This window comes from Pseudoleptotrichia goodfellowii, assembly GCF_007990505.1.
Classification (GTDB): domain Bacteria; phylum Fusobacteriota; class Fusobacteriia; order Fusobacteriales; family Leptotrichiaceae; genus Pseudoleptotrichia; species Pseudoleptotrichia goodfellowii.
The window spans coordinates 1,929,598-1,949,712 of record NZ_AP019822.1 but is presented as its reverse complement, the minus strand read 5'-3'; the positions used below and the strand labels follow the sequence as shown (position 1 = coordinate 1,949,712).

At 34.0% G+C, this 20,115-nt stretch carries 14 protein-coding genes; 10 read left to right on the top strand and 4 right to left on the bottom strand.

The genetic code is table 11. The annotated features are described in order from the left end of the window. Window positions 1-360: 360 nt before the first annotated feature. The 10 genes from FVE72_RS09415 to FVE72_RS09370 all read left to right on the top strand — a co-directional run bounded on the left by FVE72_RS09415 (window position 361) and on the right by FVE72_RS09370 (window position 15,236). A complete protein-coding gene (locus tag FVE72_RS09415) occupies window positions 361-7,659 on the top strand; it encodes an autotransporter-associated N-terminal domain-containing protein (protein ID WP_146966558.1) in 7,299 nt (2,432 codons plus the stop codon). Between the two features lie 191 nt (window positions 7,660-7,850). Further along, the gene (locus FVE72_RS09410; protein ID WP_051411785.1) at window positions 7,851-8,573 is read left to right on the top strand and encodes a hypothetical protein; all 723 of its coding nucleotides are present in this window, start codon (window positions 7,851-7,853) and stop codon (window positions 8,571-8,573) included. Between the two features lie 74 nt (window positions 8,574-8,647). Then, window positions 8,648-8,917 carry a GNAT family N-acetyltransferase gene (locus FVE72_RS09405; RefSeq protein WP_026738144.1) on the top strand — a complete coding sequence of 90 codons (270 nt, stop codon included), beginning with the start codon at window positions 8,648-8,650 and terminating at the stop codon, window positions 8,915-8,917. Between the two features lie 39 nt (window positions 8,918-8,956). Further along, window positions 8,957-9,574, top strand: coding sequence for a TraX family protein (locus FVE72_RS09400; RefSeq protein ID WP_232049444.1), 618 nt, complete (start codon window positions 8,957-8,959; stop codon window positions 9,572-9,574). Between the two features lie 8 nt (window positions 9,575-9,582). Continuing rightward, entirely contained in the window at window positions 9,583-10,257 is a 675-nt protein-coding gene (gene nth, locus FVE72_RS09395; protein ID WP_026738142.1) for an endonuclease III, read from the top strand. Between the two features lie 17 nt (window positions 10,258-10,274). Further along, window positions 10,275-11,900: a D-alanyl-D-alanine carboxypeptidase family protein gene (locus tag FVE72_RS09390; protein ID WP_026738141.1), complete on the top strand. Its 1,626-nt coding sequence runs from the start codon at window positions 10,275-10,277 to the stop codon at window positions 11,898-11,900. 72 nt (window positions 11,901-11,972) lie between these two features. Then, complete coding sequence (locus FVE72_RS09385; RefSeq protein WP_006807862.1) at window positions 11,973-12,956, top strand: PTS sugar transporter subunit IIB; 984 nt, start codon at window positions 11,973-11,975, stop codon at window positions 12,954-12,956. Window positions 12,957-12,971: 15 nt separating this feature from the next. Further along, window positions 12,972-13,781: a PTS mannose/fructose/sorbose transporter subunit IIC gene (locus tag FVE72_RS09380; protein ID WP_006807861.1), complete on the top strand. Its 810-nt coding sequence runs from the start codon at window positions 12,972-12,974 to the stop codon at window positions 13,779-13,781. 13 nt (window positions 13,782-13,794) lie between these two features. Then, complete coding sequence (locus tag FVE72_RS09375; RefSeq protein ID WP_006807863.1) at window positions 13,795-14,709, top strand: PTS system mannose/fructose/sorbose family transporter subunit IID; 915 nt, start codon at window positions 13,795-13,797, stop codon at window positions 14,707-14,709. 26 nt (window positions 14,710-14,735) lie between these two features. Further along, window positions 14,736-15,236: a DUF956 family protein gene (locus FVE72_RS09370; protein WP_232049443.1), complete on the top strand. Its 501-nt coding sequence runs from the start codon at window positions 14,736-14,738 to the stop codon at window positions 15,234-15,236. 142 nt (window positions 15,237-15,378) lie between these two features. Here the strand turns inward: FVE72_RS09370 and rpmB are convergent, their stop codons facing one another. From rpmB to FVE72_RS09350, 4 genes are all read right to left on the bottom strand, one after another. Then, window positions 15,379-15,642, bottom strand: a complete 264-nt coding sequence (gene rpmB, locus FVE72_RS09365; protein WP_006808482.1) for a 50S ribosomal protein L28 — start codon at window positions 15,640-15,642, stop codon at window positions 15,379-15,381. 84 nt (window positions 15,643-15,726) lie between these two features. Continuing rightward, window positions 15,727-18,516 (bottom strand): phosphoenolpyruvate carboxylase, encoded by a 2,790-nt coding sequence (gene ppc, locus FVE72_RS09360; protein ID WP_051411784.1) that lies wholly within the window; start codon window positions 18,514-18,516, stop codon window positions 15,727-15,729. A 14-nt stretch (window positions 18,517-18,530) separates the two neighbouring features. Beyond that, on the bottom strand, window positions 18,531-19,370 hold the full coding sequence (locus FVE72_RS09355) for a hypothetical protein (RefSeq protein WP_026738139.1): 840 nt from the start codon (window positions 19,368-19,370) through the stop codon (window positions 18,531-18,533). Then, on the bottom strand, window positions 19,367-20,065 hold the full coding sequence (locus FVE72_RS09350) for an ABC transporter ATP-binding protein (RefSeq protein WP_026738138.1): 699 nt from the start codon (window positions 20,063-20,065) through the stop codon (window positions 19,367-19,369). Before FVE72_RS09350 ends, FVE72_RS09355 begins: the two co-directional genes overlap by 4 nt. Window positions 20,066-20,115 lie beyond the last annotated feature (50 nt).

Sequence of the window (20,115 nt, the reverse complement as noted above, 5' to 3'; positions counted from 1 at the left end):
AGATATATTTCTATTTTAAAATAGCTTCTTTTTGTTTTATATAAAAATATTAATTATAATTTTACTGTTTTTATAATAAAAAATTTTAAAGTGTTGAATATTATTGTTTAGAATATAAAAATGTGAGGTTTATGAAAATAGAAAAATATATAAAATAGATTTTAAATGTACGATAAATAATTATAATGAATATAAATTATTATTGATTATTTAGATAATATTTGTTATACTCTTCATAGAAAATTACACGTGTTATAAAAAAATATATATAAAAATTATGAAAAGTTAAGTATTTTAGAGGATAAAAAAGAAAAATACTTTTTTATCAATAACAAATTATAAAGAAAGGAAATAAAAATGATGAGTAAGAATCTAAGAGAAATCGAAAAAAATTTAAGAACTTTTGCTAAAAGGTGTAAAAATGTTAAGTACACAAAAGAGTTATTATTCAGTTTTCTCCTAATGGGTATGTTGTCATTTTCGGATACAACATTATCTTCTCAATTAGAAAGTACAGAAAATGCAATAAAACAGTCAAGAAAGGAACTGAATATATCGATAAAAGATATGCATATGGCATTTAAAACAGCCAAAAAAGAAAATAACAGATTGCTTAGAAATTCAACTTTAGAATTAATACAATTAATGGAACAGGGAGATCAGGTAGTAAAATCTCCATGGAGCAGTTGGCAATTCGGGATGGGATATTCATATAGTAATTGGAGAGGAATATATAAAGGAAGAGGAGATAAAAAAGAAAAATATCCTTATGAAGGAATTTTTAAAAGAAGTAATGACTTATTTTTAAGAAATATATCGCCTGAGAGCGATGCTTACGAGAGATACACAGCATCTTCAACTGAGAATTTTGACAATCCTGCAACAACTTCAGATAGAAAGAAAAGAAAAAACTTAAATGATTCATATGGATTGGAAAGTACCTCTGATCAGCAGGAACCTATAGCACAGATTGAACTGGGAGCTTCAGTTAGACCGAGAGAAATAGTTAAAAACCCTATTACTGTAACTCCTCCAAGAATAACAGTAAATACGGTTAGACCTTTAAATACACCTGTTGCACCTACACCGCCTGCAGCACCGAATATTGGGATTGATAAATTTAATCCCGTGGCTCCTGATGACATAACAGTCAGTTTACCTAAGCCGCCTACTTTTAATATTAAGTTAGGTTCTTATCGTAATTATATGGAACAGAACACGCTCGGTCAGATTGACGGTGGAAGACATTCAGGTGATGGAAAATCTTATAACAGTAGCAGTAATGCAGATATAGACGGTAATACATTAAATTATACTGCGATATATGCGTGGGCAAGTCCGAGTACTGCACTTAGAGGAGCACAGGGATTTAATTCAGCTTTATTAAAAGCTTACTTTGATTATACGAATAGAGGAGGCACAGGTGGAGGAACAGCTACTGTAAGAGGTAATATAACAATCGACTCTATAAGAGGAAATATAAATGACTCTGATCCAGGGGCAAGACCTTGGAATAATCAACCTTTTCTTGTAGGAGGTTCAAGGGTAGCAACTCTTGATAATGCTAATGGTGGAGGAACGATTGTAAACAGAGCAACAGTAAATATGGTAGGTCCTCTTGTAACAGGTTATGAAATACAGAATGATGATGCAGGTTCGGGGAAAAGAGAAGTAATAAACGAAGGAGAATTAACAGATAGAGCCGAAGAAGGATATAGAGGAACTGAAGGATTGGGTGGACTTCATGTAGGAAAAGCAGGAGGACAAACTGAAGCTTCAAATTCTACAAATTTAAAGCTCGCCCCTTATTTAGGAGGAAATGAATATCCACGTGGTGTAGATATTTCCAGAACACCCGATATAGTAGATGGAGCAGGGAATGTTCTGAAAAGAGGAGGCTATACGGGTTATAAAATAGGATTAATTTTAACACAGGAATTTGACGACCCTAATCCGGGAAATAACTATTATAGATTGATAAATAACGGAAAAATTTCGTTTATGGGAAAAAGTTCTATAGGGATACAGGTATATGCAAAACCTACAAATAGTCCAAATACTGTAATAGATGTTATAAATGGAGAAGGTACAGGCAGCAAGGAAATAACAATGGGTGGAATAGAAAGCTACGGAATGAAGCTTTCTTCGAGAATATTGCAATCAGCTGCCGGCAGAAGCTCTGTATTTGAAAATAGGGGAACTATTAATATTAGCGGTGGTGATGGAAGCGGGAGCTCTCTTTCTTCGGGAATGGCAGTATTGGAAGATAACGACATGACCTCAAATAAAGCGATAAGAGCTTACACGGGAATGGTTAAAAATAAAGGGACAATAAATGTTTCGGGTGGAACAGGTAACAGCGGTATGATTTTAAAAGTAAAAGATAATGACGATGTTACTAATGATACAGGCGGAACTATTAACGTTACGGGAACTAAAAATATAGGAATGAGAGTGGATTTGGGAAGCGTAGTAACTGAAAACAGTCCTGCCAATATTACACCGAAAGCTATAAATAAAGGAACTATCAATATAAATGACGGTGACGGCAATATAGGAATGGCTGCAAATAATTCCGAAAAGAATGCTGCAGGAGAGATTACTCATAAAGCGGTTGCCGAAAATACAAAAGATATATTGTTTAATAATACGTCCAAGAACGGAATAGGAATGTTCTCTCAGGATGGCGGAGAAATAGTAAATAAAGGGAATATTAAAGGAATAGGGGATAAACTGGAAAAAACTATAGGAATGGTTATCCAGAAAGCCTTGACGACTGCGGGAAATAACAATACGGCTTCAAGCGGAGTAAATGCAGGGAAAATAGAATTAAGGGGAAAACAGGTTACAGGAGTATTCAATCAGGGTAAATTCACAATGACAGGTGGCTCAATTCTGACATCGGGAGAAAAATCAATTTCACTGTATGCTAAAGGGACTACGGCGACTACAAAGATAGTAAAAGGAGACATAACAGCGGAAAATAAAGCATTAGGATTGTATGCCGATAATACTGAAATAGAATTGGGAGATGCTGCAAATGCAAATACTGTAAATCTTACTGCAAAAGGTGCGGGAACATTATTATTCTATAACTATACGAAAAATGCGGGGGGAACTTATACTCCAAGTGGTAAATTTAAACTTCTTAATAATATATCGGGTACGATAAAAGACGGAGCAACTGCATTTTATTACAGAGATTCCGCTACAGCTGCAACAATATCGCAAAGATTAAACGATATGTTTAATGATACCGGAAGTACAGCAGGGAAAAAATTAAAATTGAAAATGGAAGATAATTCTACATTGTTTGTTTTGGAAAATACAACTCCGAGTACAACAGCTATAAATCTAAGCAGTGTAGATCCGAGCCAGATAAACAACTATCTTGGAAAGAGAGTTGAAATTGACAGTACATCTTCCAAAAACTTTAAAGCGTATAAAGTATCAAAGGGAACATTGAACATTGACAGTGATGTAAACCTTGATAATCATTCGGGTGCTGCAATTGATAAATATTACAGAGTAGAATTTATCAACTCGGCTGTGACAATAGCATCAGGCAAAAAAATAAGCGGTACTGACAGCGGAAAGCTCGACCAGGTAATAGCACAGGCAAACTATGAAGGAGCTATGAGCCGGGATAATATTAATGTCGTAAATGAAGGAACGATAGATTATTCCAAAAAAGGAGCAACAGGAATAGTAGTGGATTATGGTAAAGCCACAAACAAGGGTCTTATAAAAATGGATGCCGATAACGGAAATAATCAAAACAGTACGGCATTGTTCGGAGCATCGGATTCATTGCTGTTAAATGATACTACGGGTACAATTCAGCTTGGAAACAAAGGAGTAGGAATTTGGGGGGCTAATAAGATAGGTTCTTCAATTGGTACTTGGAGCAAAAATATAAACATTACAAATAAAGGAAAAATAGCAGGAATTAACGGTAAAAAAGGATTGTTCGGAATATATGCGGACAATAAAGAAGCGGGAGCAACTTCAACTATATCTCATACAGGAACTATAGATTTTTCCAAAGTCACAAGCAGTACAGGGATATATGCAGTAAAAGGAAAAGTGACTTCAAGCGGAAATATATCGGTTAAAGAAGGAAGCGTCGGCATAAATGCAAAAAATTCGGAAGTGGAAATAAACGGAGGAACTTATACTATAGGTAAAAACTCTGCAGGATTTAATTTGACGACTGACAGTGGAACTTCCAAATTTATAGGAAACTCAGGAAATATATCATTAGCAGGTAAAGGGTCAGTTGCATACTTGATTAAAGGAGGTTCCTATAATTCAAGCAGCAATTTTAAAGATAATTTGACATTGACATCTACAGACGGATATACATATATGAGCATTACAGAAGCTTTCATGCAATATAAGAATACTAAAGTCATAAATAATGATGACAGTCTATTTGTAAATGCAAAAAATTCGACTGTAAATTTGGATAATGGAACAGATATATCGTCAACAAAAAACAGAGTTACAGGAATTTATTCAGATGGAGGAGTAGCTTCTAATAACGGAAAAATATCTTTAACAGGAGATAAGTCATCAGCACTTTACGGAAAAGATGCTTCAATGGCAAATGGTATAGATGGTAAAATTACTATAGGAACTAACGGTTCCGGAATATATACTGTAGACGGTAACGGACATAACAATGGACAGATCACAGTCGGTTCGGGGTCTGTGGGAATGCGTGCCGAAAATGGAAATGTTTATAATAGAGCTACCGGAAAAATTGAAAGTACCGGAGAAAATGCAATCGGAATGTCTCAAAGTGGAAATTCGGGAGAGATAGAAAATCATGGAAATATTAATTTAGTAGGAGATAAATCTATAGGAATGCACAGCGAAGGGGCTACTAATGCAGGGCATACAATGCTTAATAAAGGAAATGTGACAGTAGGAGATTCGACAAGAGCAGACAGTCCAAGTATAGGTATATACTCGAATAACGGCTTGAACAGCACAATCAGAAACGAAGGAAAAGTTCAGGCAGGAGCGAGATCGACAGGAATTTACGGAAGAAACGTTACTTTGACAAGCAGTTCTGAAACTACGGCAGGAGACGGCGGAATAGGAGTTTATTCTAAAGAAGGAACAGTTAATATTGAACAAAATGCAAAAATATCTGTAGGAAAATCCTTAGGTGCCAGCCAAGAAGGAGCGGGAGTATATCTTGCAGGAAACGGGCAGACACTTAACAGTGATACGGATAAAATGACTATCGGAAAAGGCTCTTTCGGTTATGTTATGACAGGACAGGGTAATACAGTAAGAACAGGATTATTAGGAACAACAGGAGTTACAACTTTATCAGATGACTCGGTATTTATGTACTCTGCTGACAGAACAGGAACAATAACAAACTACAGTAATTTAAGATCGACAGGAAGCCTGAACTACGGGATTTACGCTTCAGGAGAAGTTAAGAATTACGGAACAATAGATTTCAGAAGAGGTATAGGAAACGTAGGAGCATACAGTTATGTAAAAGGCGGAACTTCAACTCCTAAAGCTATAAAGAACTACGGTATAATAAATGTATCGGGATCGGATATATCTACTAATCCTGATGATAAAAAATATGGAATAGGAATGGCGGCAGGATATAGTGAAGAATCTCCTGCAGGTTCGGGAAATAAAGTAACAAGAGGAATAGGGAATATTGAAAATCATGGAATAATAAGAGTTACGACACCGAACAGTATAGGAATGTATGCTACAGGAAAAGGTTCAAGAATATTAAATGGAGTTAACGGGCGAATTGAGTTAAGCGGGTCTAAGAGAAATATAGGAATATTCGCAGAAAACGGAGCCGAAGTAATAAATGAAGGTACAATTACAACTGTAGGAACAGGAAACGTAGGGCAAATAGGAATTGCAGTTACAAGCGGAGCAACTTTGGACAACAGAGGGAAAATTCATATAGATGCTTCTAAGGGATACGGGTTACTTGTAGCAGGTGGAATAATTAAAAACTACGGAGAATTTAATATAACTACAGGAAGCGGAGCGAATAAAATTAAGGAAGTTAAAGCTGCCGATACATCGAAAACGTTAGGAGATGCAGGACTGGACAGAATAAGAATGTACGCCCCTGCAGGCAGTTCAAACGCAACAATAACGAGAAATGGGCAAATTCAGAAACCGCACTTGGCAAGAGTACAGGCGATTGCTAACAGAAAACCGAGTGAAATACCGACATCATCAGTGGGTATGTACATAGATACATCGGGTATAAATTATACAAAACCTATAAATAATATCGGAGCTTTGGCAGGATTGACACAGGGAGACCTTATCTTAGGTTCTGAAGCTACAAAATATACAAACGCAAAAGATATTCAATTAGGTGATGATATAATAAAACCGTATAATGACATGATAAGAAGATCCGGAATTGAAAAATGGTCCATATATTCAGGAGCATTGACATGGATGGCGACTATAACTCAGTTACCTGATTATACAATAAGAAATGCTTATCTTTCAAAAATACCTTATACTGTATTTGCAGGAGACAAGAAAACTACAAGAGATACGTATAACTTTACAGACGGACTTGAGCAAAGATACGGTGTGGAAGCATTGGATTCAAGAGAAAAAGCATTGTTTAACAAGTTAAATAAAATTGGAAATAACGAGAGAATTTTATTGCAACAGGCATTTGACGAAATGATGGGACATCAGTATGCAAATGTACAGCAGAGAGTATCTTCTACAGGACAAACTCTTGATAAGGAAATAAACGGGCTACGAAAAAACTGGAATAATAAATCTAAACAATCAAATAAGATAGCTGCATTCGGGTCAAGAGGAGAATATAAGACAGATACAGCAGGAATAATAGACTATACAAGCAATGCCTACGGAGTAGCGTATGTTCATGAAGATGAAACTATTAAATTAGGAAATTCAAGTGGATGGTATGCAGGAGCTGTAACAAATATATTCAAGCTCAAAGATATAGGAAGATCAAAAGAAACAACAACAATGTTAAAATTAGGAGTGTTTAAATCTAAAGCATTTGATCATAACGGAAGTTTACAATGGACAGTATCCGGAGAAGGCTATATAGCAAGAAGTGATATGCATAGAAAATATCTTGTAGTAGATGAGATATTTAATGCAAAAGCCGGATATAATACATACGGAGTTGCGGTTAAAAATGAAATAAGTAAAGAATTCAGAACAGGAGAAAAATTCAGCATAAGACCGTATGGAAATTTAAAACTTGAATATGGAAGATTTGATTCAATTAAGGAAAAAGCCGGAGAAGTAAGACTCGAAGTAAAAGGGAATGATTATTATTCTGTAAAACCTGAAGTAGGAATCGAATTCAAATATAAACAACCAATGGCAGTAAAAACAACATTTACAACTACGTTAGGTTTAGGATATGAAAATGAACTTGGAAAAGTGGGAAATGTAAAAAATAAGGCAAGAGTAGCTTACACAAAAGCTGATTGGTTTAATATAAGAGGAGAAAAAGACGACAGAAAAGGAAACTTCAAGGCTGATTTGAATTTAGGATTGGAAAATCAAAGATTTGGGGTAACTCTAAATGCAGGATATGATACAAAAGGTAAAAATATAAGAGGTGGATTAGGATTTAGGGTTATTTACTAATAAGCTTTTCAAGTTATTATTTATAAATAAAAAGAATTCGTTTTAATTTAAAGCGGGTTCTTTTTAGCTTTTACTTATAATTAGTTTTTCGAAAACATTAATAAAACTGTTGGAAATAACTTATAATTATGCTATATTATAAGCGGAAGTAAGAATTATTGACGAATTTAAAAATTACCGGAGGAATGTGTATGAAAAAGTATTTCTTATTAATGTTAGTGTCGGGGATTTTATTGGGAGCGAATGAAAAAGAACTGACTATAGAAAAAATACTGAATAATGAAAATGTAGTTGCAGCTGCAACTGCATCAGCAAAACAGTCTACTGCAAAAAAGGAAGAAAAAAAAGCAGCTGCAGTTCCGAAAAAAACTGTAAATACAGCAACAAATAATAAAGCCGCAACACCACAAAATAATGCGAAAACAACAGCAAATGAAAATGTCAAAGCAAAACAGACAAACGAAGTAAAAAAGACTGCAACAACTAAAAGTTCCGGGGCTGTGAGTCCTCAAAAGGATACTGCAAATACTGTAATAGATCGTGACCGTACGAAACAGTTTAATGATCCTAAAAATTTAGAAAAAGGCTCATACTGTAACAAACCTGTGGGAAGACATCAGTTTCAGGAAATAAACGATAAAGGCGAATACAGAGCGGATATAAAATTCCAGTATTGTATGATTAACAACGAGAAAAAAGAAAATATGACTGTAGGCATTATAGGTACAGATCTTAATGCAATAAGCGGATATATAAAAAAATATGCTTATTTGCATTTGAAAAATGCCGATAAATTACATCAGAATACAGACGGAAAAAGTTATTACTATGACGGAGTATGGGCATGGAGTAATTCATCAGATTATCCGATGTCGGCATGGGAAGAAAAAACAAATACAAATAAAGGAAAATAAAATCTGATTGTCGACTTTTTTCATTTTGATTTTTATGATATAATTTATAAAATAAAATAATCGGAGGTGTCTAAATGGAAATAAAACATATAGAAAATAAAGGATTTTATATATATGATGAAAAAGGAGAAATAATAGCCGAAATGACTTATAAAAAAGACGGAAATAATCTTATTTTCGACCATACATACGTTTCTCCTTTACTTAGAGGACAGGGAATTGCCGATAAACTGTTCAATACAGGTGTAGAGTTTGCAGAAAAAAATAATTATAAAATAGTTCCCGTGTGCAGTTACATTGTGAAAAAATTTGAAAGCGGGAAATACGACTATATAAAAGCATAAAAGAAACGAAAGGCAACTATGGATTTATTTATATTGAAAATGATAGGTATAGTAACAATGTTTACGGATCATTGGTATCATGTTATAGGAGGCAGTGAAGTCCTCAATATTATAGGACGGACTGCTTTCCCGATATTTGCCTTTTCGTTGGGAGAGGGGTATGTTCATACGAAAAATTTGAAAAAATATTTATTGAGGTTATTTTTGTTTGCAATAATAATACATTTGATGATTTTTTATATGAATTACTCCTTGAATATATTTTTTACTTTATTTACAGGACTTTTAATAATATCTTTATACCATTCAAAAAAAATAAATATTTTACCGAAAATAATTATAATCGAAATTTTATGTTATATTTCTGTCAAATTTGACTTTGATTACGGGATATACGGTATTTTAACAATAATGATATTTCATTTTTTCAGACAGGATAAAATAAAAATAACAATAAGTTTTTTGTTACTTAACATAGCGGCACCCTTTATATCTGATATTTCAAAAATACAGATTTATTCGATGTTTGGATTGATTCCTATATTTTTATATAACGGGAAAAAAGGAAGAAACATGAAATATTTCTTTTATCTTTTTTATCCTTTGCATTTTTTAGTATTGGAAGGTATAAAGCTTTTATTGAAAAACGGTTTTTAGGAGAAAGTATGACAAAAAAAGAGAGATTTAATCTGATATTTCCGTATTTGCAGGAAAGATACGGAAAACCCAAGTGTGCATTGGATTTTGAAACTCCCTATCAACTTATGATAGCGGTAATATTGTCGGCACAGTGTACCGATGCGAGAGTAAATATAGTAACAAAAGAGTTGTTTAAAGTAGTGAAAACTCCTGAAGATATTCATAATATGGATTTGGAAACACTTGAAAAATATATAAAATCTACAGGATTTTATAGAAACAAAGCAAAAAATATAAAGCTGAATGCTGAACAGGTGTTAAACGAATATAACGGCAAAATACCGAAAAAAATGGATGAACTGGTAAAACTTGCAGGAGTAGGGAGAAAAACTGCAAATGTAGTATTGGGAGAAGTATGGGGAATAAGTGAAGGAATTGTAGTGGATACTCACGTGAAAAGGCTTTCCAAAAGAATGGGACTTACTAAAAGTGACAATCCTGAAATAATCGAAAGAGAACTTATGAAAATCGTACCGAAAAAATACTGGTTTGTATTTTCTCATTATCTTATTTTATATGGTAGGGAAGTATCTACAGCTATAAATCCCAAATGCGATATTTGCATAATAAATAAGTATTTTAATTACTGCGAAAAAGAGAAAGCTGAAAAGCAGAGAAAAAAAGTGGCTAAAAAGAAATAAATCGGAAAGGCAAAAAAATGTTGAAAAAAATCATAAAAACAGTATTGATGTTAAGTTTATTTACTCTTCTGGTATTCGGAGAAGGAAGTCATAGCGATAATGACGGCGGAAGCAGAAATGACGACATAGGAAATATAATAAAAAACAGTAGTATAGAAAATTCTCAATCGGAAAAAGAAAGAAAGAAACAGGAGAGGGAAGAGAAAAAAAGACTTAAAAAAGAAGAGAAAGAAAGAAAAAAAAGAGAAAAACAGGGAATATTTTTGCCTGAAGATAATAACGAGACAGATATAGATAACGGAACTAACGATAAAAATAATCAGAATAACATAGACGGAAAAGAAAATATAAGTAATACAAATAACAAAAATAATACGATAAACACTACAGTTCCAAAAAATAACAATGAACAGAAGAATAACACAAATATAAATAATAATGTTACAAATGGCGGAACAGATATTGTAAACGAAGATATTTCAAAAATACTGGAAGAAAACAGAAAAAAAGAAGAACAGAAAAAACCTAAAATTGACAAAAGAAAACCTGTAGTCCAGGCTATTGATAAAGAAAAAGAAGAAGCTTCCCAGTATAAAGATAAATTATTGAAATTTATAGCGACAAAAGACGGAAAAATTATCAAAAAAGAATTGGAAACACAGCAACACCCTATAGCTTCACTCACAAAAGTTATGAATATCCTTGTGGCATTGGATGAAGTGGACAAAGGAAATGTAAGTTTGGACGATAAAGTATGCTTTACTCCTCAAAATGCAAATGTAGGAGGAAGCTGGCTTAATGTCAAAGTTGGAGATTGCTATTTGCTTCGTGATTTATTAAGATCCGAAATAATTTATTCTGCAAATAATTCGGCTTATCTCGTGGCTTACCATGTGGGAAAGGGAAATATAGAATATTTCGTAAAATTGATGAATCAAAAAGCTAAAGAATTGGGAATGAACAATACCGAGTTTCATACTCCGGCAGGGCTGCCTACTACAATGACAGGTAAAGGAATGGATGTGTCTACTGCGTATGACATGTTCCTTATGGGTAAAAAAGCTATAGAAGATAAAAGAATAAGAGAATGGGCAAGCGAGCCTGAACTTGTTCTTGTAAATCCGGCGGGAGAACAGGTTATTTATAAAAGCAGAAATCATCTTTTAGGTCAATACGGAATATATGGTCTGAAAACAGGATTTCATGTTCAGGCAGGGTATAATATAATAGTTACGGGTAAAATGGGAAATATCGAGATTATTTCTGTAGTTCTCGGGCATAAAACTCATAATCAGAGAACGAAAGATCAGCTTGAGGAATTTTCTCAAATAAAGAACAGGTTGAAAAAAATACATACAATGGGAGAAGAAATAGGAGAATTTAAAATAAAAGATTCGCCAAAGAGAAAAATAAAAGGTGTACTTGCGGAAAATGTTTATCAGCTTGATGATACTAATTATGATTTTAAAACTGTAGGTATCGATGCTAAAGCAAAAATAAATAAAGGCGATGTAATAGGTAAGATGGAAGTGCTTTCTAACGGGAATGTCGTGTCTTCAGTAGATATTCTTGCAATAGAAGAAGCCGAAGAACTGTCATGGTTTGGAAAATTACTTAGATTTATAAGTTTCGGATTGTTATAACATTGACCGGAATTATTGTAAAAAATATAATTATATTAAAATAATTATAAAAATTAAAAGGAGGTAAGAAGTGTGATAGGAATTATCATTGCAAGTCACGGAGAATTTGCTGCAGGAATAAAACAATCTGCATCAATGATTTTAGGAGATTTGGAACAAGTAGAATCAGTTGTTTTTATGCCCAACGAAGGTCCTGATGACTTATACGGAAAACTTCAAAATGCAGTAACAAATTTAGGAACTGAAGAAATTATATTTCTCGTTGATTTGTGGGGCGGAAGTCCGTTTAACCAGTCAAACAGATTATTTGAAGAGGCTCCTGAAAAAAGAGCAATAGTAGCAGGATTAAATTTACCGATGCTTTTAGAAGCATGTTCGAGCAGAGACGATACGGATAAATCTCACAAACTTGCTGAAATTATAACTTCGGCAGCCAAAGATGAAGTAAAGGTTAAACCTGAAGAATTGCAACCTGCGGAGAAAAAGCAGGAAGTAACAAAGTCAATATCTCAGGGAGCTATTCCTGAAGGAACTGTTATAGGAGACGGGAAATTAAAAATTGTATTGGCACGGGTTGATACACGTTTATTACACGGTCAAGTTGCTACAAGCTGGACTAAAGCGACTAATCCTGACAGAATTATCGTAGTATCGGATACAGTTTCAAAAGATGAATTGCGTAAAAAACTTATAGAGCAGGCAGCTCCTCCGGGAGTAAAAGCTCATGTTATACCTCTTGACAAACTTGTAGAGGTATCCAAAGATACACGTTTCGGTAACACCAAAGCTCTGTTGCTTTTTGAAAATCCTCAGGATGCTTTAAAAGTAATAGAAAAAGGTGTGGAAATTAAAGAACTGAATATCGGTTCTATGGCTCATTCTGTAGGTAAAGTAATGGTAAGTACATCATTATCCATGGATCAGAATGATGTGGAGACGTATAAGAAACTTGCCGATTTAGGAGTAAAATTTGATGTACGTAAAGTCGTGGCGGATAAGTCGGGAGATTTGTTCAAGATGATTTCAGCTAAATCGAACGAAGGTTTAAAACTTTAATTTTAGGAGGTTATTATGGATTTTAATATTATAACGGTTGTTTTTGTACTTATTGTAGCTTTTTTGGCAGGTATGGAAGGTATCCTCGATCAGTTTCAATTTCATCAGCCGATTATTGCCTGTTCTTTAATAGGATTGGCTACAGGACATTTACCTGAATGTATAATGTTAGGGGGAGCATTGCAGCTTATTGCACTCGGATGGGCAAATATAGGAGCTGCTGTTGCCCCCGATGCTGCTTTGGCATCGGTAGCTTCAGCTATTATCTTTGTAAAAGCCGGAAATTTCAGTGCTGACGGACGTAATGCAGCTATTGTTGCAGCAATTACTTTGGCTACTGTGGGATTGGTATTGACTATGGTGGTCCGTACACTTTCTGTAGTTATAGTTCATCAGGCAGATCGTGCAGCAGAAAGCGGTAATTTTAAGGGAGTAGAATTTTGGCATATTATAGCTCTTTTATGTCAAGGATTACGTATTGCTGTTCCTGCAGTGTTGTTGTTATTTATTCCTTCGGAAATTATTCAGGGGGCATTATCTTCCTTGCCGAAATGGTTTACAGAAGGCATGACAATAGGCGGAGGATTTGTTGTGGCAGTGGGTTATGCAATGGTTATTAACCTTATGGCAACAAAAGAAGTATGGCCTTTCTTTTTCTTGGGATTTGCATTGGCTCCGTTAAAAGAGTTGACTTTAATAGCGACAGGAATTATCGGAGTATGTCTGGCTATTATTTACTTGAATCTTTCCAAAAAAAGTAACAGTGGCGGTGGAGGAGCTTCATCTTCCGATGACCCGTTAGGCGATATTTTGGATAACTATTAAGGAGGAATATAAAATGGCAGAAAATAAAATAAAATTATCAAAAAGTGATCGTCGTAGTGTTATGTTGCGTTCTCAATTTCTTCAAGGTTCATGGAATTATGAACGTATGCAAAACGGAGGATGGGCATATTCATTAATACCTGCTCTTAAAAAATTATATCCTGATAGAAATGATGCTTCAGCTGCATTGAAACGTCATTTGGAATTTTTTAATACACACCCCTATATAGCAGCTCCTATTTTAGGAGTGACACTCGCTTTGGAAGAAGAACGTGCAAACGGTATTCCTATAGATGATGCGGCAATTCAAGGAGTTAAAATAGGAATGATGGGACCTTTGGCAGGTATAGGAGATCCTGTATTCTGGTTTACTGTACGTCCTATATTGGGAGCCATAGCAGCCTCTCTTGCAACAGGCGGCTCAGTAATCGCTCCTTTATTCTTTTTCATAGTATGGAATATAATCCGTATAGGATTTTTATGGTATACGCAGGAATTCGGTTATCAAAAAGGTGCAGAAATTACGAAAGACTTGTCTGGAGGTTTACTTCAAACTGTTACTAAAGGGGCTTCAATACTCGGAATGTTTGTAATGGGCATTCTGGTTCAGCGTTGGACTTCGATCAATTTTCCTATGATAATATCAAAAGTTCCTTTATCTGAGGGTGCTTTCATAAAATTTCCTCAAGAAAATGTAAATGGAGCTGAATTACAGAGAATATTGAGTGAAATGATGAGCGGAGTTTCACTTACTCCTGAAAAAATTACTACTTTACAGGATAACTTAAATCAGCTTGTGCCGGGATTTGCAGCATTACTGCTGACATTCCTTTGCATGTGGCTGCTTAAGAAAAAAGTAAACCCTATTCTTATTATATTCGGATTATTTGCGGTCGGTATTTTAGGGCATTTAGTGGGAATATTCTAATTTATAGAAAAAGAGAATTGTCTCAAGTGGATATTAATTATAATCTTTATTCTTTTGCTATAGAAATTTTACGCAATTTCTCCAACTTGGAAGATGTTGAAAAAGTTATATTTTATATTTTGGGACATTCTCTTTTATTTTTTAATGTAAGAGGAGGCATAAAATTGGCTGTTTCTTTAAATACAAAAGCATTATTCGTAACAAAAGGAAATTTTTTGAGTGGAGGTTTCGGGAATAAAAGAGGAGATATTTTAATCGGGGATAGAGCTTTTGAATTTTATAATATAAGAAATACTGAAGATTGTATACAAATTCCATGGGAAGAGATAGAAAAAGTACGAGCCCAGATTTTTTTCAATGACAGGTATATAAGAGGTTTTTTTATAGATACCAAAAAATCGGGATCTTTTAATTTTGTCGTTGTAAAAGCGGGAAAATCGTTAAAGGTGATGAGAGATTTTTTGGAAAATGAAAAAATTGTAAGAAGTAAACCTTTGTTTTCATTAAAAAAACTGTTCAGAAAATAAGTTTTCCTATAGATAAAAAAGTTCATATTTTCTCTGAATTTATAAAATATAATAACAGAGTAATTTTTAATTACTTTTACAATTATTAAAATAAAGTCATTTTTAAAAAAAATAAAAAAAGTAAGTTTACTTTTTAATAAACTTACTTTGCAGAAAACAATACTTTTGAGATTCTTGGGCTCAAATTGTCTTTATTTTCCAATAATATTTTTTTAACTTGATCAACATTTTTACCTTTTAATGTTTTCATTGCTTTAGTGCAAACTCTTACTTTTATTTCAGATCCGTCAACATTCAATGTCATTGTCTGAAGATTAGGTCTCCATATTCTTTTAGTAGCTCTATGAGAGTGACTGACCATGTTTCCGTGCCCTACTCTTTTTCCGAAAACTTCACATATTTGCATAAATTTACCTCCTTTACACATACACATATCGAAACATATTTTATCATATTATCTGAATTATTACAAGTTTTTTGATAATTTTTTTTATCCGCTGTTTCTCAAACCTGTCGCAAGTCCGTTTATTGATATATGAAGGGCCTTTCTTAAATCTTCGGACTCATCTCCTTCTCTTAATCTTTTTAACAGTTCTATTTGCAGATAGTTCATAGAATCAAAGTAAGCAAGACGGTTTCTTAAGCTGCTTGCAAGTTCGGGGTTATCTGCAAGTAAAACATCATTTCCCGTAATTTTTTTCAATACATCGAGAGTAAGTTCCCATTCCTTAACAAGTTCTGAAAATATTTTTTGTGCAACTTCCTGATTTTGAGCCAATTTTACATATTCCGAAGCGATTCTTAAATCGGATTTGGAAAGCACCATGTCCGCATTGGAAATAACCGATCTGAAAAACGGCCATTCTCTATACATTTTTTGTAAAATGGAAAGATTATCGGGATTTTTATTTATCCATTCTGTAAATGAAGCACCTAATCCGTACCAACCCGGAAGCATAATACGTGACTGAGACCATGAAAATACCCACGGAATAGCTCTCAGACTTTCCAGAGACTGCTTTTTCTTACGTGAAGAAGGTCTGGAACCGATATTTAATCCTGCAATAGCATTAATCGGAGTAATTTCAAAGAAAAAATCTGTAAATCCTTCGGTGTTGTAAACTAATTCACGATAAACTTTATAACTTGATTCGGATATTTCTTCGATGATTTTTTCGTATTCACCCCATTTCGCATCTTCTACAGTTAAAGCACCCGACTCTAATGCTGCGGAGACAAGAGCCTCAAGGTTTTTAAATCCTAAATCGGGATTTCCGTATTTTGCACCGATAACTTCTCCCTGTTCAGTAAGGCGGATAGTTCCGTCGGCACTTCCTTCAGGCTGTGCCAGTATTGCTTCGTAACTTGGACCGCCTCCACGACCGACTGTTCCTCCTCTTCCGTGAAAGAATGAAATTTGCACATCAAACTTGTTTCCTAAAGCTGTCAGTTTTTTCTGAGCCTTATATAAAGACCAGCTTGAGCTTAAATAGCCTCCGTCTTTGTTGCTGTCCGAATATCCGAGCATAACTTCCTGCTTTCTTCCGCTTTTCTCCATCCATTTTTGGACAAGAGGAAGAGAAAACCATTTTTCGAGAATTTCCGACGAAGCTTCTAGATCTTCAACTGTTTCAAATAGAGGGACTATCTGAATATCGCAGAAAGGATTTTTGTCTCCTTTTGCAAGATTGGCTTCTTTTAATAAAATCGCTATTTCAAGCATATCCGATACACTCGTAGCGTGAGAAACAAGATGTTTTTCTATGATTCTACTGCCGAATCTGTCTCTTAGTGATTTAACTTTTCTGAAAATAGCAAGTTCTCCTTTTAACAACTCGCTTTGAGAAATTGTAGGATCGCTTAAAATACGAGGATCATGCTCCAATTCTCTCAAAAGCATTTCACAACGGGCATTTTCAGGTAAACTCAAATAGTCTTCCATTATATTTGCACTTTTCAGAAGTTCTGCTACACAAAGCTCGTGAATGCTCGAATCCTGACGTAAATCTATTGTTGCCAGATGAAAACTGAAGATTTTTGTTCCGCTTATAAGATTTCTCAGTTTTCCTTTTACTAAAGCTTCGCTGTTATTTTCAATCAAAGAATTTGCAACGATTTCCAAGTCTTTCGTAAATTCTTCGGGTGAGTTGTAAGGAATATCGAGGGAATCTTTTCTTTTCGGAGGAAGAACCTCTTTGTTTTCGCATAGTTTATAAGCAGTTGCCAAAAGTCTATCATTAATTGCAGTCAATGCCCGACGGTAAGGTTCGTTTACCCTGTGAGGAGAAACTTTTCCTGAAGCTTCAGACAGTTTTTCCAAGTCTTTACTGACTTCGGTCATTGTATTGGACATTGATAAATCACGATAAATACTTTCTATTTCATCAAGATAAAACTGGAATAAAGTCAGAGCCTGTGCCTGAGCAGAAGTCTCAAGAGTATCTACGGTAACATAAGGATTTCCGTCTCTGTCTCCTCCGATCCACATTCCCATAGTCAGAGGTATGAGCTTTTCAGCTTCAAATTTGCTTTCTCCCAATTTTTCGGAAATTTCCTGAAATTTATTTGTTAATTCGGGAATTTCATTAAAAAAAGTTATATTATAGTAGCTTAGAGCATTACTTATTTCATCTGTCACTCTAAGTTGGGAAGTTCTCAACATGGAAGTTTGCCACAAAATTTTTATTTTGGAATTTAATTCGTCAATCCACTCGTTTTCATCTATTTGATGAATTTGTACATTTTCATATTTGGAAAGAGTATCGGTAATTTTTCTCATCAAATCCAGAATACTTTTTCTTTGTACCTGTGTAGGGTGTGCAGTTAATACCGGTACTACAGAAACTTTTTTCATGGCTTCCAGTATTTTTTCTACGGAAATACCTTTCTTTTTAAGATTTTCCAGAGATTTTTCCAGTGTTCCCATTTCTGTTTTATTTGAAAATTTCATATTTCTGTGTTGATAAACCTGATAAACATCTTCAGCTATATTCGCCAGTACCGAAAAATAAGTAAATCCTCTTATAACACGAAGAATTTCCGAATCTCCGAGTTCCGAGCAGAATAATGATAAATCTTTTCGACTTTCCTGTTTGTTCGTTTTATAGTATGAAATTGAAGCCTCTCTCAAACTTTCGGTAACTTTGAAAATGTGAAGTCCTGCATATGTAAAAATGGTTTCTCCCAAAAGAGTTCCCAATAATCTGTTATGTTCCAGTAAAGTTTCCTGCTGCTTGTCAAGTTTTACCGTAGGCAAGGGTGTTACGGGTAAATTTTTCATTACAAATATCTCCTTTATTCCAAGTTCAGTTTATTTTTATGGATATAGTTTATTATTGAAAATATAATTATCCATTCGATTATTGCCAGAAAAATCGCCAAAAGTATATTTAAAGCGGATCCTTTGAATAAGTCTTCCGGATCTTTATTTATTACCATTAAAAATGTAGGTAAATATATCAATAAAAAATAAATGATTTTTAAAACGGTTCTTATTACAAAATACGACACAATTCCCGCTATAAGTTTGTAATTATTGAAAAAATTCGTAATAGTTACGGATAAAAATATAATCATTATATTTAAACATAAATTAACAAAATTATTTATTACAATCAGAATAATTCTTGTTATATAATCAATATAATCTGTAGAATCTATTTGGGAAATCAGACCTACTGCAAATGCCCAAATTTCTTTAAAAGTTATTGTCGGGAAAAGAAGCATAATAGAAGTTAAAGAAACAACACTTCCTATAAATATCCAGAAAAGAAAATTGAAAAATTTTGCAAGAATCAATTCGTGAGTTTTCAAAGGCAGAGTATTTGTAAGGTATCCTTCGTTTCCGTACATAGAGTTATAGTATCTGTTTATTATGCTAAAATAAGTTAATACAAAAATTCCCGCTACAATAAGTGCCGCAAGAAAATATGAAAATACCTGGAAAGAAAAAACGGCAGTATCAAGACCTCTCCAGTTTAAAGAACTGTCATTCAGAAAAAGTTTTTCTATACCTGTATTCTTACCGAATGTAGTAACAATCTTATTCAGAAATCCTATTCCCAGAACAACAATGTATAAAGGAAAAAGCAATCTGGCAGTAGAGCCGAATTCATATTTGAACAGTTTTATCATCTGAACACCTCCCTGAAATATTCATCTACACTTTTATTATGGACAGTTCTTATTTTTTCCACATCTTCATGTAATAAAATTTTTCCTTTGTTTATAAATACAGCCTCGTCCAAAACAGTTTCCACATCACTTATAAGATGCGTAGAAATAATGATAGAAGCTTCTCTGTTATAATTTTTTATAATAGTATTTAAAATATATTCTCTTGCTACGGGATCCACTCCTGCAATAGGCTCATCCAGTAAATAAAGTTTGGCATCACGGCTCATAACTAAAAGCAGCTGTACTTTTTCTTTCATTCCTTTGGACAAAGTCTTGAATTTGCTTTTAGGATCTATTTTCAATCCTTCGAGCATTTTTCGTGCTTTTTCTTCATTGAAGTCAGGATAAAAAGCGGAAAAAAGTTTAAAAAGCTCATTAATTTTATGAGAATTACTGAAATATGTTTTGTCCGGAAGATAAGAAATAATTTTTTTTGAATTAACTCCCGGTTTTTCTCCGTTTATAAGTATTTCTCCGGAAGAAGGCTTCAGCAGATCATTTGAGAGTTTTATAAGCGTAGTTTTTCCGCTTCCGTTAGGACCTAAGAGCCCGACTATTTTTCCGGGACTTATAGTGAGATTGATATTATCCAGTGCAGTTTCATGATCATAATTTTTGGTCAGATTTTTACATTCAAGTATAGGTTTCTCCACTTTGAATACTCCTTTCATAAACAATATGTTTAAAATATTTTATCATATAT